Origin of the sequence: Stappia stellulata DSM 5886 (assembly GCF_000423705.1) — a bacterium.
In the GTDB taxonomy this organism is placed as follows: domain Bacteria; phylum Pseudomonadota; class Alphaproteobacteria; order Rhizobiales; family Stappiaceae; genus Stappia; species Stappia stellulata.
On record NZ_KE384083.1, the window covers coordinates 194,577 to 211,482 of the forward strand.

Genomic DNA, 16,906 nt, shown 5'->3' on the forward strand with positions numbered 1-16,906 from the left:
CGCTCACCCGATCGTCTCCCCTTGTGTCAAAGTCAGTGCCGCGCGCGTCGAATTGCGCCGCGGCGTCCAGAGGCCGCGCTCCACCGCCTCGCGGAAGCGCGCCGTGATTTCCTCAAGCGCCTTGGGATTGGCATCTGCGAGAAAATCCCGCACCGCCTCGTCATCCAGATAGGCATCATACAGCTGGTCGAAGTGATGGTCCCCGACCGCATGGGTCGTCGCCGCGAAGGCGAAAAGATAGTCGACCGTCGCCGCGATCTCGAAGGCCCCCTTGTAACCGTGGCGCATGACGCCGGCGATCCATTTCGGGTTGGCCGCGCGCCCGCGCACCACCCGGCCGATCTCCTCCGACAGCGTACGGATCACCGGACGCTCGGGCCGCGAATGGTCGTTGTGATAGACCTTCGGCGCATCGCCCTTCAGCGTTTCAACCGTCGCCGCCAGTCCGCCCTCGAACTGGTAGTAGTCGTCGCTGTCGAGAAGATCGTGCTCGCGGTTGTCCTGATTGTGCAGAACCGCATCGACCTGCGACAGGCGCGTCTCCAGCGCGTCCCGAGCGCCCTCGCCCTGAGCGCCGCCGCCATAGGCGTAACCGCCCCACGCCAGAAACGCATCGGCGAAGTCGGCGCGGTTCGACCACACGCCCTCGTCGATCAGCGCCTGAAGGCCCGCACCATAGGCGCCGGGCTTGGAGCCGAAGACGCGGTAGACGGCCTTGCGCGCCGCACCGTCCGCCGGTTCGCCGGCTTCCGTCAGCCGCTTCGTCTCGACCCGCACCGCGTGGGCCAGTGGATTGGCGTCCGCCGGCTCGTCGAGCGCCGCGATTGCCGCGACGGCCGACTGGAACAGGTCGATCTGATGCGGGAAGGCGTCGCGGAAAAAGCCGGAGATCCGAAGCGTCACGTCGATGCGCGGCCGTCCGAGATCCGAGAGCGACAGGATGTCGAAGCCGGTCACTCGCCCCGAGCCCGGCTCCCATTTCGGCCGCGTGCCGATCAGCGCCAGCGCCTGCGCCACATCGTCGCCGCCGGTGCGCATGTTGGCCGTGCCCCAGCAGGTCAGCACCACGGCCTGCGGATACTCGCCCTCGTCCTGGAAATGCCGCTCGACCAGCCGTTCCGCGCTGGCCGCGCCGATCTTCCAGGAGGTCTGTGTCGGCACCGCGCGCACGTCGACGGAGTAGAAATTGCGCCCCGTCGGCAGCACATCCGGGCGCCCCCGCGTCGGCGCGCCGGAAGGACCGGGCGGCACGAAGCGTCCGCCAAGCGCGTCGAGAAGCCCTCGCATCTCGCCCGCGCCGGAGGAAACCACCGCCGGAGCGATCCGCGTCTCGATCTCGCCAAGCACCGCGCGCGTCGCGGTCCAGCCCTCAGGCGCCTCGCCGCGTGCGATCACGTCAGCGGCCAGCAGCTCCAGCCGCTCCACCGTATCGCCCGCACTGCGCCAGGGCGCATCAGAGACACGGGCCAGCGCATCTGGCCTTGCTCCCTGCCAGGCCGCCTCGAAAGCGCAGTCGAGCGGATCGAACGCCTCGCCGTCTTTCGTCATCCCGGACGGAGCGTCAGCGGAGATCCGGGATCGGGGAGCCACGGTCCCCTCATCGTCTTCCGGCTCTCCGATCCCGGCTCGCGCGTTGCTTGGCCGGGATGACGCCGAGGTGAGTCCCAGATCCTGCGTCAGCGCGCGGGTGATCCCGGCGTTTTCGGCGCCCTCGCCACGCGGAACGCGCACCATCGCCGACAGCAAATCGGTCAGAAGCCGCCCTTCGGGCGCATGGCCCAGAACATGCAGCCCGTCGCGGATCTGCAATTCCTTGAGATCGCAGAGATGCGCGTCGAGCCGCGCCAGGCGCGTTTCCTCGTCCATGTCGTCGGTGAGGCCGATATCGCGGTCGAGACCGTGGCGGGTCGCGGTGTCCAGAATGTCGCGGGTCAGCGCCTTGAGGCGGCGCGGATCGACCCCTTGCGCCAGATAATACTCGTCGAGCAGCACCTCCAGGTCACCGGAAACGCCGTGACTTTCAGCCCGCGTCATCGGCGGCGTCAGGTGATCGACGATGACGGCGGCATTGCGCCGTTTCGCCTGTGCGCCCTCGCCCGGATCGTTGACGATGAAGGGATAGACGTTCGGCACCGGCCCGAGCACGGCTTCGGGAAAACAGTCTTGCGACAGTGCCAGCGCCTTGCCGGGCAGCCATTCCAGATTGCCGTGCTTGCCCAGATGCACGACCGCATGGACGCCGAGCACCTCGCGCAGCCAGATGTAGAAGGCGAAATAGTGATGCGGCGGAACGAGATCCGGGTCGTGATAGGTCGCTTTCGGATCGATGTTGTAGCCACGCGCGGGCTGAATGCCGACAACCGCATTTCCGAAGGCCGTGACCGCGAGACGGAACGCACCGTTGTCGACATGAGGGTCGTCTTCCGGCGCACCCCAGCGCTGCGTCACCGCATCGCGCACCGACTTCGGCAGTCGGTCGAACTGAATTGCGTAATCCGCGAGCGCAAGCGCTGCTCCGCCGTGACGCGCGCGGCGGTCTTCCAGCGCGTTGGTCGGCCCGGAGCTGATCGCCTCCATCAGCGCGGCCGAATCCCGTGGTACACCCGAAACCGCGTAGCCCGCGTCTTGAAGCGCCGTCAGCACCGCAACGCAGGAAGCGGGCGTATCGAGCCCGACGCCATTGGCGAGCCGCCCGTCCTTGTTGGGATAGTTGGCGAGGATCAGCGCGAGTTTCTTTTCCGCCGCCGGCGTGCTGCGCAGCGCTGCCATGCGCGCGGCAAGCTCGGCGACGAAATCGATGCGGTCGGCCTTGGGCACGAAACGCACCGGCAAGGACTGGGTGAGCGGGTCGCGCTCGCCCTGCTCCTTGAAAGAAACGGCGCGGGTGGTGATGCGCCCGTCGATTTCCGGCAGCACCACATGCATCGCCAGATCGCGGATCGAAAGTCCCTGGTCGGCGGACTGCCATCCCTCTTCCGAGGAGGAGGAAAACACCACCTGCAGCACGGGCGCGCCGGGCGCATCGAGCGGCGTCGGCCGATGCGCGACACCCGCCTTGGAGACGGCAAAGGCCGTGGCGTTGAGCACGACGGCGGGGGCGGCCTCCTCGAACAGCGAGGCGAGAACGGCGGCGGATTCGGCATCCTTCAGCGAAGCGACAAAGACCGGCAGCGGGTTCAGCCCGCGCGCGGCAAGCGCTGCGGCAAGCGCCTCCACCGGCTCCGTGGCCGCACTTTGCATCAGCGCGCGGTAAAAGACGATGGCGGCCACCGGCGCATCCGGATCGCGCCACGCCGCCTTGAGGTCGTCGAATGCGGCAGCGGTTGCCCCGGGGCGAAACAGACCGGCGCGCGGCAGGGTGCGCGGCGGATCGGGTTCCCTCGTCCCGTCGAGCAGGTGACGGGCATGGGACAGGAGATTGGCGAGATTGTCCGCGCCCCCTTCCGCGCAATAACGCCACAACCGGTGCACCTCGTCGGTGTCCAGCGTGGAGCGTGCGGCAAGATCGGCGTCCCAGCGGTCGTCGCCCGGCATCACGGCGAGCTTGACGCCATAGCCATTGGCAAGCTCGCCGAGCCGCTCCAGACCGTAGGGCCAGTATTCCGCACCGCCCAGCAGCCTGACGATCACCAGCCGCGATCCCCTGAGCGTCGCATCCGCGTAGAGATCGACCGAATAGGGATGCGACAGCGCAAGCAGGCTGGCAAGGCGCAGCGAAGGTGCCTCCCCGCCCAGACGACGCGCAGCGCCCGCAAGCGAGGCAAGCTCCGTATCGGCTGCGGAGAGAAAGACGACATCGGCGGGCGTCTGCTCCAGATCGACCGCCTCGTCGCCCTCGTCGATGCGCCCGCTGCGCCCGGCCAGGATATGCATGTCGTCTCCTCCTGCCGCGACGGATCGCGTGCCGTTTGGCTCAGGCCGCCAGCGCGTCGGTGAGGATCGCGCGGGCGCGACCGAGGTCGAAGCCGGCGAGGCCAATCACCACCAGCTGCCCCGTGCCGCGCGCATCGCGGGCGAACCAGGTTTCCACGCGCGGGCCGACCGCCTGCACCATCGCCGGTGCCGCCTTGCCGTCGATCGCCACCGCGCCCTTGATCCGAAGCACGCCGGGGGTCGCCATCGCCGCTTCCACCCGCGCCTTCAGGTCGGCCAGCGAGGCAACCGACGGAAGCGCCACGACATGGCTTTCGAAGGCATCGTGGTCATGATCGTGATGATGGTGATGGTGGTCGTGGTCGTGGTCGTGATCGTGATCATCGTCATGATCGCGGTGATGGTCGTGCTGCGCCTCGTGATGGCTCTTGCGGCCGTCCATGTCGTCTTCCGCGGCACTTGCCCGGCCAAGCAGCACGTCGGCTGCGAGAATGCCCTTTTCCGCCGTGACGATCTCAACCGCCGGGCGCAGGCGCGCCGCGACGCGGGTCCGCACCGCTTCAAGCGCTGCGGCATCGACCAGGTCCGCCTTGTTCAGCACCACGAGGTCGGCACAGGCGAGCTGGTCTTCGAAGAGTTCCTCGACCGGACTGTCATGATCGAGCGCATCATCTGCGGCGCGTTGCGCTGCGACTGCCGCCTCGTCGCTCGCAACGCGCCCTTCCGCGACCGCCGCCGTATCGACCACTGTCACCACGGCATCGACGGTCACGCGGGTTTTCACGCTCGGCCAGGAAAACGCCCGCACCAGCGGCTGCGGCAGCGCCAGGCCGGACGTCTCGATGACGATGTGATCGGGTGCGTCGTCGCGCGCAATCAGCATCTCCATGGTGGGGAGGAAATCGTCGGCCACCGTGCAGCAGATGCAGCCATTGGTGAGTTCCACCACATCCTCCGCCGCGCAATCGGGGTCCGCACAGCCGTCGACCAGCGAACCGTCGAAGCCCATGTCGCCGAACTCGTTGACGATCAGCGCGATGCGCTTTCCCTTGGCCTCGCGCAGCAGGTTGGACAGCAGCGTCGTCTTTCCCGCTCCCAGAAATCCGGTAATGATCGTGGCGGGAATTTTCGGCTTCGGCGTTTGAGAGGACGCGGTCATAGGCGGATCTCCGGTTGAGCGTGGGACGGTTTGAGCACGAGCGGCAGGCCGGCGGCGATCAGCACCACCGCGTCCGCCGCCTCGGCAATGGATCTGTTGAGGCGCCCCTGCGCATCGCGAAAGCGGCGCGCCAGGGCATTTTCCGGCACGATGCCCGAGCCGACTTCATTGGTGACGCAAACGACGGGGCCGGCTGCCGCGGCAAGGGCCGACACCAGCGCAGCCGTTTCCGCCTCGATATCGGCCTCGGCGAACATCAGGTTGGAGAGCCAGAGCGTCAGACAGTCGACGAGGATCGCGCGTTCGGGCGTGCTTTCGCGCGCGATCACATCGGCGATGGCGCGCTGTTCCTCGATCGTTGCCCAGCCGTCGCCGCGCTGGATACGGTGACGCGCCACACGCTCTTCCATTTCTGCGTCATGGGGGGTGCAGGTCGCCACATAGACGGGCGCGAGCCGGCTGTCGCGAATCAATGCTTCCGCATAGACGCTCTTGCCCGAGCGCGCGCCGCCCGTCACCAACACGCAATGCGCGGCGGGAACGGTCATGGATGCCGCACGCCCGACGGCAGACGAATTGCGGGACAGGAGCCGACGGAAAATGCCCGTCCGGCGAAATGCGAAATCATATGGCAGGCCTCCTGCCGTCCACCCGACGGCTTGCGACGTTTTTCCCGTTCCGGCTCGTCTCCTGGCTTACGGGTCGTCGCCGGTCCTTGCCCTTCCCGGACACGATGCGTGTCCAGTGGTCTGCGCAAGGGGGCTCGCCGCTCACAGTTGCGGGGGCAGCTGCGGATTCGGGAGCCCGGATTGGGTCCTCCCCCACCGCATTCCGACTTTCCCCTTCCCTTGAGGCTTGAGCCTGCGCGGGAAGGACCGGAGGCCAAGTCATAACCCGGCACGGTCCGCGCAACAAGCGCAGGTGCATTTCCCGCCACATGCGCGCGCAATGCGTTGAAAACCCCGCTTGTGGAAAAGTTTTTGGGACAAGGCCCTTGGCAAGGCGGGCATCCGTTTGCTATATGCTCGCCACCGACGCGATGCAGGACATCGCTCGAGAGTGTTCCCCGGTAGCTCAGTTGGTAGAGCAAGCGGCTGTTAACCGCTGGGTCGCTGGTTCGAGTCCGGCCCGGGGAGCCATTCTCCTTTTTCCAAAAATTCTTCCGTACTCACGTCTTGCAAGCGTTGACCCCCAACGGATTGCACGTCAGGCGTTTCCCGTTCCATTGCGTGGACTTCCGGCTGTATGCTTTGAATTCGTCATTCGATTCAAGCATTGAGGGGGTCTTGCCTTGCGCGACCGAGATCACGCCGCCTCGGCTTCCGGGACCGAGGAGGCTCTGCGCCGGATCGCGATATGCAAGACCGACAGAAGCGAAGACCTCGACCTTGGCGGCCTCGCCTTGCAGGACGTCCCGGAAGAGATCTTGGAGCTGACATGGCTGAAACGGCTTTACCTCGGCCTTGCGGCAGACGCCCGCAAAAAGCCGGTCGTTGAGCTTTCCGACACAGAATCATGCAACGCGTTCCGCGCATTGCCGAATGCTCTCTCCTCTGCGCTGCCGCACCTGGAAGAGCTCGACTGCTCCTACACCGAAGTGACCGACCTCACTCCGCTCACCGGCCTGACCGCGCTGCAGAACCTCGACTGCTACGACACGAAGGTGGACGACCTCACTCCGCTCACGGGAATGACCGCACTGCAAAGCCTCGACTGTTCCGTCACGAAGGTGGCCGACCTCACTCCGCTCACAGGCCTGACCGCGCTGCAGAGCCTCGCCTGCTTCAGCACGAAGGTGGCCGACCTCACTCCGCTCACAGGCCTGACCGCGCTGCAGAGCCTCGCCTGCTTCAGCACGAAGGTGGCCGACCTCACTCCGCTCAAAGGCCTGACCGCGCTGAAGAGCCTCAGCTGCTCCGGCACGAAGGTGGACGACCTCACTCCGCTCACGGGAATGACCGCACTGCAAAGCCTCGACTGTTCCGTCACGAAGGTGGCCGACCTCACACCGCTCAAGGGACTGACGTCGCTGCAAAGCTTCGAATTCTTCGAAACCCCGGTGGCTGACCTTGCCCCGCTCACCGGGCTCACCGCGCTGCAGAGCCTTGTCTGCTCCGACACGAAAGTCACCGATCTCACCCCGCTCTCGGGCCTGACGGCGCTGCGGCGCCTTGTTTGCTGCGAAGCACAAATCGAGGTCCCGCCACCGCACCACGTCTGGATGGGGAACGCGCTGGAAAACCTCCATCTTTTTCGAACGAGCATCCCGGGGATCCCGTCGGAAGTCCTCTCCTCCAGCTATGGCGACAACTGTCTCGATTCGTTGCGCGCCCATCTCGCCGATCTCGGCGACACGCCGGTCGAGATGACCGATGCCAAGCTCATGATCCTCGGCAACGGGCGCGTGGGAAAAACCCAGGTCTTGCGCCGGTTGCGCGGTGCGGCCTTCGAGGAAAATGCGGATTCCACCCACGGCATTCTCGTGGCCGATCTCCCCGTTCCGGAGCGTGCCGCCGGCGATCCCGCGCGGTTTCATGTCTGGGATTTCGGCGGACAGGATATCTATCACGGCACGCATGCGCTCTTCCTGCGCAGCCGCGCGGTCTTCATCATCTGCTGGACCCCGGAGATGGAAGACAGCGCAACCCATGAGTATGACGGCCTGCGCTTTCGCAATTATCCGCTCGCCTATTGGCTCGATCACGTGCGCCAGTTCGCCGGCGTCGATGCGCCCGTTCTCGTCGTGCAGACGCAATGCGACGAGATCAAGGATGAGCGCGGTCTTCCGGAGGCGGCCCGGGACGCCCTCGAGGCGTTTTCCGGTTTCAAGCGCGCCCTTCATACCAGTGCGCGCGAGGGTCACGGATTTGCAAGCCTCAAGGAGGCTTTGAACCGGGCCTATACGTACTTCAACCCGCCCCTGATCGGGCCGGGTCGCGCAAGCGTGAAGGCACAGATCGAGGCCTGGCAGGCAGAAGACAGCGGGCGACCCGCCAACAAACGCAAGCACCAGACGCTGAGCTACACGGCCTATCGGCAGCTATGCGAGAGGACCGGCACTGTCTCAGACCCGGCGATGCTCCTGAAGTTCCTGCATAACGCGGGAACCGTGTTCCACCGGGACGGCATCCTGCACGACAAGATCATCCTCGATCAGCAATGGGCGCTGGAAGCGATCTATGCCGTCTTCCACCGGGAGCTGTGCTACCGCGCGCTCAAGAACGCGGGCGGGCGCTTCAACCGGCAGGATCTGGGGCTGTATCTGTGGGACGCGACCTATTCGCTCGAGGAGCAGCGGCTGTTCCTGTCGATGATGCAAAGCTGCGGGATCTGCTTTGCGCATCGCACCGCCCATGACCTCGATCCCGACACGACCGAGTATATCGCGCCGGAACTTCTGCCCGCAGGGCGTCCGGGCCACGTGACGCGACTGTGGGAGGTCGAGAGCGAGCGGGAGCGAGAAATCGAGTTCGCCTGCGATGTCCTGCCCGAGACGCTCATCCGCGGCATCATCTCGAAAATCGGACAACGGGCCGGCATCGACGGCGACTACTGGGCAAGCGGGCTCTCCGTCTTCGAAGCGGGATCGGGCACGCACATCCTGATCGAACAGATGCGCTCCGGACCGGACAGCTGGGGCGGACGCATCGTCCTGCGCCTGCGCCCGCAGGACGACTCGTCCACGCTCAGCCCGGTTGCAGTGGAGCTCCTGGTCGAGACGATAGAACGGGAGGCCGCACGATTTGGCATTTCGCTCGACATCGAGGGAGATGAGATGCGGGCTCGTCTCCGAAGCGCACAGGAAGAGCCCGCCCTGGCGTTTTCGCAACCCGGGTCGGACGTCCCCGAATGCTTCGTGTCCTATGCTTGGGCGGATGACAAGACGCCCGAGGGGCGCGACCGCGAGGCCGGCGTCGACCGTCTTTGCGAGGCGTATGAAGGGCGCGGCATTCACATCATCCGCGACAAGGCCAATCTCGGCTTCGGCGACAGCATCCCGAAATTCATGAAGCGCATCGGCGGCGGGGACCGTGTCTTCGTGTTCCTGAGCGACAAATACCTGACGTCACCCAATTGCATGTTCGAACTGTCGGAGATCTGGCGCACCGCGCGACGCGACGACGACGCCTTCATGGACCGCGTCCGCGTGTTCACGGTCGGGACGGTCGACATCTGGAGCCCGGCCGGACGGCTCACGCACGCCGCGCACTGGGAGGCCGAATTCGAACGGTTCAACGGTCTCGTCAAGGAGCATGGCGCGCATCTGCTGCCGGAGAAGGATCAGGCAGCTTTGCGGCGCATGCGCGAGTTCGCCCATTCAACCGGCGACATCCTGTCGACAATCGCCGACAGGGTGCAGCCGCGCGATTTCGACGGTTTCCTGAAATGGGGCTTCGACGATCCGCCGAACGAGGGTGATTGACCCGTCCTGAGCGACGGACCATGCGCAACGCCCACAGCGCCTTTCCCAAACGCAAAACGACGCGGGAGGCCATCTCCCGCGCCGTTTCGTTCCTGTCTTTTGCTGAGGCCGTTTCCGCCTCAAATTGCCTCTCAGGCCGCCTGCGACAGCGCTGCGGGCCTGCTGGTGTCGGCACCGGTGTCATCGGTTGCGGCCGGACTCAATGCGTTGGCGTCACCTTCGCAAAAAGCCTGGTGCAGCGCCTTGACCGCCTTGTCCTTGTCCTTGCCGCCGACGACGAACTGGACGTCCACCTTGCGGCCGGTGTCCTGCGAGGAGATCACCTCGATGCCGGCGGCGTCGAGCGCCTGCAGGCCCTGCAGCATGACGCTGAGACCGGTCAGGTCGCGCCCGATCACCGACACGATGGCCGAGCGACGGGTGGCGATCCGCGCGGACGGATAGCGCTTCATCAGGTCCTGCTCGACCCGCTTCAAGAGCTTCAGCGGCGCCTCGACGTGGTGCACGATCGAGTTGGCGTTCGACACCTTGGACACAATCCGCACGTTGTGGCGCGTCAGCACGTCGAGAATCGCGGCGTCATAGCCTTTCACGCCGACCATATCCTGCTCGAACAGCTCAAAGGAGGTGACCGGAATGCCGGTGACCATCTCCACGCCCGGCGTTTCCGCCGGTTCGGCGTCGATCAGCGTGCCCGGATCCTCCGGCTCGAACGCATTGGTGACGCGCAGCGGCACGCCCGCCTGGCGAAGCGTCTTGGCGGCGTTGGGGTGGATTGCCTCCATGCCCATGTTGGACAGCTGATCGGCGACGTCGTAGTTCGTCCGGCCGATCTTGCGCACCGCATCCGTTCCCACCAGGCGCGGATCGGCGCTGGAGAGATGGAACTCCTTGTGAATGATCGCCTCGCGGGCACCCGACAGGGCGGCGATCTGCGCGAAAGTAACCTCGGAGTAACCCCGGTCATACTCCCGCATCAGGCCTTCGCGGCACTGGGCATAGCCCGTAACGATCGCCAGCTCGCGGCCTACGTCGATCTTTGAGAACGCCGTCTCGATGCGCTCGTCGAGGCTCGGCTGGCTCTCGTCGCGCCAGCCCGAAAGGTCGACGAACCGCGCGTTGACGTTGTGGCGGCGCAGGAGCAGCGTCAGGCTGTTGGCCGAATGCGCCTCGCCCAGGCCCGACAGCAACTCGCGCGTCGTCATCATGTGTTCCGACAGGTTGAAATGACCGTAGGAGCACAGACGCTGCAGATCGAGAAGGCAGCCGCGCGCGCCCTCGATGCGCTCGCGCACGAATTCGTCGGCGGAATCGCGGTCGGCGGATTCATCGAAAATCTCGCCGTTGATGCGATACATCTCGCGCGCGACGTCGTTCAGGGCCTCCATCCAGCCGTGATCCTCGTCGGCATCCGCAAACAGCGCATAAACGCCCGGCTTGCCGGTCTTCTTGTCTTCCAAGAGCTTGTTGGTGATGCCGCCGAAGGCCGACACCACGAAGACACGGTTGTACAGGTCGTCCTCGCCGCGATTGCCGACCAGGATCGTGTCGACAAGCTCGCGGGCGCGGCTCATCGAGGTGCCGCCGATCTTTTCAACGGTGTGCGCGCCGGCCGGCGAAGGCGTCGCTGCATCCACCGGGGCGGCCTGGTGAGAAGAAGAACCGGTCTGTTCATTGAAGTTGGTCATTGTCGGATCAAACCCTTTTGTTGATCATTGTCCGGCTGCGGGCGTGCCCTTTCGCGGACCAGCGACCGGGGGCCTGTCTGGGCGGCCCCGAGGCAGACGGCGCAAGCGCCGCCGTGCATTGCATCCTTGAAGGGAAGACGACGACGATGCCGTCTCCCCCATTGTCGTTCAGCCGCCTCAGACGGCCTCGTTTTCCGGCGCGTAGGAGCCGTCCTCGCGGTGCACCTCGTTGCCGGTGACCGGCGGATTGAACACGCAGGCGAGGATCATGTCCTCCTTGCCGCCGCGCAGGATGTGCTTGTCGTGCTTGTCGAGCGCATACATCACGCCGGGGCGGATCTCATGCGTCTCGCCGGTGGCGAGATCGGTGATCGCTCCGTCTCCCGAGACGCAATAGACGCTTTCGAAGTGATGCTTGTAATGAAACTGGCTCTCACTTCCCGCCTTGATCGTCGTGATGTGAAAGCTGAAGCCCATGTTGTCGTCCTTGAGCAACAGGCGAACGCTTTCCCAGTTTCCGGCAGCGACCCTTCGGTCGGTCTTCTTGGCTTCGTGAAAATCCCGGACAATCATACTTTCTTACTCCGCAGCAATGCTTGTGGACTGGACGCTGCTCGCGACCGCTTCCTCGAGGATGTCGAGGCCGCGCTCAAACAGCGCCTTGTCGATATTCAACGGCGCCAGCACCTTGACGACTTCATCGTAGGCACCCGACGTTTCAATGATCAGACCGTGCTCGAAACAGCGCGCACAAATGTCGCTGGCAAGCTCGCCGGATCCGACATCGACGCCGCGCATCATGCCGCGCCCCTTGAGACGCGCATTCGGCAACATGGCGCGCACCTTCTCCAGGCGCTTTTCGAGAAGCTCGGCCCGCTCGTTGACGCTCTTCTGGAAGGCATCGTCGGACCAGTATTTCTCGATGGCGACACGGGCCGTCACGAAGGCATGATTGTTGCCGCGGAACGTGCCGTTGTGCTCCGCCGGACCGAAGATGTCATACTCCGGCTTGATCAGCAGCGCGGCGAACGGAAGACCGTATCCCGAAAGCGACTTGGCCATCGTGACGAGGTCCGGAGACACGCCCATCTCCTCGAAGCTGAAGAAGCTGCCCGTGCGACCGACACCGGCCTGGATGTCGTCGATGATGAACAGCGCACCATTGTCGCGCGCGATCTGCTCGACGCGGCGGACCCATTCGGCGCTCGCGGCATTGAGGCCGCCCTCGCCCTGGACGGTTTCGAGCAGGATCGCGGCCGGCGCATCGATGCCGCCCGACGGATCGCTCAGCATGGCTTCCAGCAGGTCGGCCGCATCGCCACCCGACTTCAGGTAGTTGTCGAAGGGCATGCGCGTAACGTCCGGAAGCGACACGCCACCGCCACCACGGTGGTAGCCGTTGCCGGTCGCCGACAGGGCGCCCAGCGTCACGCCATGGAACCCATTGGTGAAGGTGATGACATTGGTGCGCTTGGTCACCTTGCGGGCAAGCTTCAGCGCGGCCTCGACAGCGTTGGCGCCGGTCGGCCCCATGAACATGACCTTGTGGTCCATGCCGCGCGGCTCGAGAATGTGCTTCTCGAACGCGCCGAGGAACTCCGCCTTGGCCCGCGTGTGCATGTCGAGGCCATGGGTCACGCCATCGGCGCTGATATAGTCGATCAGCGCCTGCTTCATGTCCGGGTCGTTGTGCCCGTAGTTCAGCGAGGAGCAGCCGGCGAGAAAATCGATGTACTCGCGGCCTTCGCCGTCGCTGAGAAGAGCGCCGGAGGCCTTGGTGAACACCGTGGGGAAGCTGCGGCAATAGCTGCGGGCTTCCGACTCGCGGCGCGCGAAAATCGTACGGTCGTCAGTGTTGACGGTCGTCATGTCGCATCCTTTCGAGATGTCTCATGCTGAGAAGAGCTTGGGAGAATGAAGTGGCGGCGGCGCGCGTCACGCAGCGCTGCGCGCCCTCTCCTCGAAGCGCAGTGTCACCATGTGCTCGGTGGCGTGTTCGCCATCGAAGTGCGCATCGCGACGGAAATACGGCTCACGCAGCAGCTTCGCATCACGGCGGCGCGCGAGAGACGTGAACAATGCCCAGCTGGCATCATTGTCGGAGGTGATCGTGGTTTTCAGGTGCCGAACCTCGGAACAGGCATCCCTGTTCAGCAACTCGGCGAGCACACGCTTGCCAAGCCCCTGCCCCTGGGCCGCTTCCGCGACCGCGACCTGCCACACGAAGACCGTGTCCGGCTGATCGGGGATGATGTAGGCAGACACCCAGCCGACAATCTCGCCGTCGCTCTTGCGTTCGGCGACGACACAGGTGTCGGCGAAGTGGTCGCACTGCAAGAGATTGCAGTACATGGAATTTTCGTCGAGAGGGCCGCATTCGCCGATCAGGCGCCAAATATTGGCTCCATCTTCGGCGGTCGGCTTTCGAAAGACGACGTCGTCGTCCTTCCGGCGAGCGGATTTAATCGGGGTAAGGGACATGGAATCCTCTTGTCTGTTCGAGAGGGATATTACGTTTATCGAACTAGTTTTCAACCTCAAGCGCCAAAAAAATTGGCAAAACGGCGGAAAACCAAGCGTTTCCCATACCCTACGACGGTCAAAAAATTCGCTTATCGAATAATAATTAGTCTGCTACCTAACGGGGAATCGCGTCAAAGAGCCATTTCATGGAAAACCGGGTCCAGACCAGTCTCATCGCGCTGCGGCGCATCCTGCGGGCAACAGAGTTGAACGCGCGCACACTCGCGCGCGCGACGGGTCTGACAACGCCGCAATTCATCGTGCTGTCGATCGTGGCCGAGTCGGACGAGATTTCGCCGAAGGGGATCGCCGCGCGCGCCGGTGTCGGGCAGGCGACCGCCACCTCGCTGCTGGACAAGCTCGAGGCCCGTGGCCTGGTGAAGCGCACGCGCGGCGAGATCGACCGGCGCGTGGTCTGGGTCACGGCCACGGATGCCGGACGCGAAACGCTCGACACCGCTCCCGATGCCCTGCAGGAGGTTTTCGCCTCGCAGTTCCATCGGCTGCAGGACTGGGAACAGGCCATGATCGTCGCCGTCCTGGAAAAGGTCGGCTCCATGCTGAACGCCGGCACGATCGACGCCTCTCCGATGCTCGACGTGGGCGCGGTCGACCGCAAGCAGTAGCGAGGGCGCGGCCCGGGGAACAGTCCCTTGCACCCGGCCCTTGCACCCCGCTCGCATCGCAATATCGCTATGCCGGCGACGCATCGAAGCGATCCGCTTTTCCGCAGGACAGATCTGGCGAACATGCAAAAGGCCACACGACTTGACGTGCGGCCTGGCAGGGGTTCGCGAAAACCCGACCGCACGGGGCAAGAGGCAAGCGATGTCGCCCCGCGCGGCCGGCCGGCCCGCCCTCATTCCTGACGGCGGGCCGTAGACAGGACCGATTACGACTTCGGCAGAAGCACGCCGTCGATCACGTGGATGACGCCGTTCGACTGGTCGACATCCGCAATCGTGACGGTGGCCATGTTGCCCTGGCCATCCTCGATCATGATCTTTCCGTCCTTGGTGCGGGCGGTGAACTCGCAGCCGCCGACCGTCTTGACCGGATGGGCGCCGCCGTCATCGGCGATCATCTTGTTGATGGCATCGGACATCGCGTCCGCGGCCACCACGTGGCAGGTCAGGATCTTCGTGAGCTGGTCCTTGTTCTCAGGCTTCAGCAGGGTTTCGACAGTGCCGGCCGGCAGTTCCGCAAAGGCCTCGTTGGTGGGCGCGAACACGGTAAACGGTCCTTCGCCCTGAAGCGTCTCGACGAGGCCGGCAGCCTTCACCGCCGCGACCAGCGTGGTGTGATCCTTCGAGTTGACGGCGTTTTCCACGATCGTCTTGTCGGCATACATTTCCGCGCCGCCAACCATCGGGTTGGAGGCCTCGGCGGCCCCCACGGCGACGGCAGCGGTGAGCATCGCGGCGATTGCCGTCGTGGATGCGATCGTCTTGAATTCGGTGATCATAGATCTCTCCTGTCAAATCGAAACTTGAAACACCGCGGCTGACGACCCTGTCGGTCGGCGCGGTCAGGAGAGTTACCGGGCACGGGCGGGGAAAGTTTCGCAGCGGACGATCACACCCACGTGAACGGGGCGCGCACACCGGCTGCGGACACGAAAAGGACCGCACCTGGCGGCACGGCCCCGGTTTGTTTGCAGCGCCTTCGACAGCCGTCCTCCCGGACGGGGCGAAGGCACGGACCGCGATGACGCGGCGGCGCGTTTGCCCCTTGGCATCACAGCCGGGCCGCAGCGTGAAAGCGCGGCCCTCGCACCCTCCGGCTGCGCGCCTTGCGCTTATTCGCGGATCAACTGGCCGGAATAGACCACGGGGCCGGTCGGCGCGCCGGTTGGCGATCCGCCGCGCGGCTCGAGGCTGACGGCAAGCACGCCGTCGGGCGCGATTGCGCCCTGCCCCAGGTCGGCCTTGAGCGGTGTCGCCACATCGATCACACCGAGCGAGCGTGGCGCTTCTTCCGGGCCGACGTACCAGAGCTCAAGATCGTTGTCCGCGGGCTTCTCCGCCGAAACGGGGCGCACGCTGACCTGCCGTCCGGCAAGGTCGACCCGAACGATCAGCGCCGGAAGCCCGGCATCGCGGTTGACCACCGCGATATAGGAGTCATCCGCCGGCGGCGGCAGCACGTCGCGCACATAGTAGCCGGACCCCAGGCCGATCATCAGCGCGACCACCGCTGCGGCATAGGCAAGACGCGCCCGGCCATGCCCGCCCCGCGGTGCGTCCTCGATGGACACCGTCACGGCCTCGCGATCGAGCTCCGCCTCGATGCGCGCAAGCACGCCATCCGGGACGGAGACGTCCTCGAAGGTCTGCGAAAGCGGTGAAAGACGCGCTTCCCAGGCCTCTATCTCGCCGTCGAGCCGTGTGTCGGAGACACGCAGACGCTCAACCTGGCGCCGGTCCGCGGAAGAAAGCGTGCCAAGAACATATTCCCCGGCCAGTGCCGTGCATTCGTCGTCCGTCATGTGGTGCCCAAACACGCTTTGAGAGCGGACAGCCCTCGATACAGCCACGTCTTGATCGTCCCGACCGGGCGGTCGAAACGCTCGCTCAGATCCTCGCGGGAATAGCCTTCGTAATAGGCGAGCAGGACGCACCGCCGATGCTCGGCCTCAAGCCCGGCAAGACAGGTCCTGAGCGCTTCAAGATCCCAGGGCGCGGGATGTTCGGTCGGATCCGCGACCCGCATCATCGGATCCTCCTCGTTCTCGTCCCGCGCACCGTCGAAAACCGGGCTCGTTCGTCCGCGCGCGCGCACCGCGTCGATCGCGGCGTTGCGGGCGATGGTCGCAAGCCAGGTCACCGGAGAGGCGCGCGAGGCGTCAAACCCGTCCGCGTACCGCCAGACCCGGAGATAGGCCTCCTGCATGACATCCTCGGAAAGCGTCCGGTCCTTGCAGATACCAAGCACCACGCCGAAAAGTTTCGTGCTCGTTCGCCCATAAAGGTCGCGGAACGCCATTCGGTCGCCGACGGAGACCGCGTCGAGCAGCCCGGCAAGGTCGACCTTGGAAGATGTCGCATCGGCAGATGCACCAGAAGCAATTGTCATTCGGCTCGAACTCCCGTCTGCACAACCTATGACAAGAAACAACGTGTCTGTCGATTGTCGAGAGTTGGCAAGCCGATCGTCAGGGGCCGGCACAGCCCTGCGACCGGCGAGGACGCCCCGAGCCCGGCAAGGACATTTTTTTCAAGGCCGGTGAAACCTTTTGGG

The 16,906-nt window shown here is 65.0% G+C and carries 12 protein-coding genes, 1 tRNA gene and 1 riboswitch; of the genes, 3 read left to right on the forward strand and 10 right to left on the reverse strand.

The annotated features are described in order from the left end of the window. Positions 1-3: 3 nt before the first annotated feature. Genes cobN through cobU form a run of 3 tightly spaced genes read right to left on the reverse strand, consistent with a single transcriptional unit; the run spans position 4 to position 5,580 of the window. Positions 4-3,873: a cobaltochelatase subunit CobN gene (gene cobN, locus G572_RS0118065; RefSeq protein ID WP_029059672.1), complete on the reverse strand. Its 3,870-nt coding sequence runs from the start codon at positions 3,871-3,873 to the stop codon at positions 4-6. 40 nt (positions 3,874-3,913) lie between these two features. Beyond that, a complete protein-coding gene (cobW, locus tag G572_RS0118070) occupies positions 3,914-5,032 on the reverse strand; it encodes a cobalamin biosynthesis protein CobW (RefSeq protein ID WP_029059673.1) in 1,119 nt (372 codons plus the stop codon). After that, on the reverse strand, positions 5,029-5,580 hold the full coding sequence (gene cobU / locus G572_RS0118075) for a bifunctional adenosylcobinamide kinase/adenosylcobinamide-phosphate guanylyltransferase (protein WP_029059674.1): 552 nt from the start codon (positions 5,578-5,580) through the stop codon (positions 5,029-5,031). Before cobU ends, cobW begins: the two co-directional genes overlap by 4 nt. A gap of 115 nt (positions 5,581-5,695) precedes the next feature. Next, positions 5,696-5,927: riboswitch (cobalamin riboswitch) on the reverse strand. Positions 5,928-6,095: 168 nt separating this feature from the next. Between cobU and G572_RS0118080 the strand changes: the two genes are divergently transcribed. After that, positions 6,096-6,171 (forward strand) — tRNA-Asn (locus tag G572_RS0118080). Positions 6,172-6,323: 152 nt separating this feature from the next. Then, positions 6,324-9,455, forward strand: a complete 3,132-nt coding sequence (locus tag G572_RS24600) for a leucine-rich repeat domain-containing protein (RefSeq protein WP_051242709.1) — start codon at positions 6,324-6,326, stop codon at positions 9,453-9,455. 131 nt (positions 9,456-9,586) lie between these two features. On the opposite strand, the gene G572_RS24605 is transcribed toward G572_RS24600, so the two are convergent. From G572_RS24605 to ectA, 4 genes are all read right to left on the reverse strand, one after another. Further along, a complete protein-coding gene (locus G572_RS24605) occupies positions 9,587-11,143 on the reverse strand; it encodes an aspartate kinase (RefSeq protein WP_084650326.1) in 1,557 nt (518 codons plus the stop codon). A 177-nt stretch (positions 11,144-11,320) separates the two neighbouring features. After that, on the reverse strand, positions 11,321-11,716 hold the full coding sequence (locus G572_RS0118095; protein WP_029059675.1) for an ectoine synthase: 396 nt from the start codon (positions 11,714-11,716) through the stop codon (positions 11,321-11,323). A 6-nt stretch (positions 11,717-11,722) separates the two neighbouring features. Beyond that, entirely contained in the window at positions 11,723-13,012 is a 1,290-nt protein-coding gene (gene ectB / locus G572_RS0118100; RefSeq protein WP_029059676.1) for a diaminobutyrate--2-oxoglutarate transaminase, read from the reverse strand. A gap of 66 nt (positions 13,013-13,078) precedes the next feature. Continuing rightward, positions 13,079-13,624, reverse strand: a complete 546-nt coding sequence (gene ectA / locus G572_RS0118105; protein WP_029059677.1) for a diaminobutyrate acetyltransferase — start codon at positions 13,622-13,624, stop codon at positions 13,079-13,081. A 188-nt stretch (positions 13,625-13,812) separates the two neighbouring features. On the opposite strand from ectA, the gene G572_RS0118110 reads away from it, so the two are divergent. Then, positions 13,813-14,292: a MarR family winged helix-turn-helix transcriptional regulator gene (locus tag G572_RS0118110; RefSeq protein ID WP_029059678.1), complete on the forward strand. Its 480-nt coding sequence runs from the start codon at positions 13,813-13,815 to the stop codon at positions 14,290-14,292. Positions 14,293-14,558: 266 nt separating this feature from the next. On the opposite strand, the gene G572_RS0118115 is transcribed toward G572_RS0118110, so the two are convergent. From G572_RS0118115 to G572_RS0118125, 3 genes are all read right to left on the reverse strand, one after another. Further along, positions 14,559-15,083 (reverse strand): fasciclin domain-containing protein, encoded by a 525-nt coding sequence (locus G572_RS0118115; protein WP_037547618.1) that lies wholly within the window; start codon positions 15,081-15,083, stop codon positions 14,559-14,561. A gap of 381 nt (positions 15,084-15,464) precedes the next feature. Next, complete coding sequence (locus G572_RS0118120; RefSeq protein WP_029059680.1) at positions 15,465-16,154, reverse strand: anti-sigma factor; 690 nt, start codon at positions 16,152-16,154, stop codon at positions 15,465-15,467. Next, positions 16,151-16,741 carry a sigma-70 family RNA polymerase sigma factor gene (locus tag G572_RS0118125; protein WP_051242711.1) on the reverse strand — a complete coding sequence of 197 codons (591 nt, stop codon included), beginning with the start codon at positions 16,739-16,741 and terminating at the stop codon, positions 16,151-16,153. The genes G572_RS0118120 and G572_RS0118125 overlap by 4 nt, the downstream gene beginning before the upstream one ends. Between the last annotated feature and the right edge of the window lie 165 nt (positions 16,742-16,906).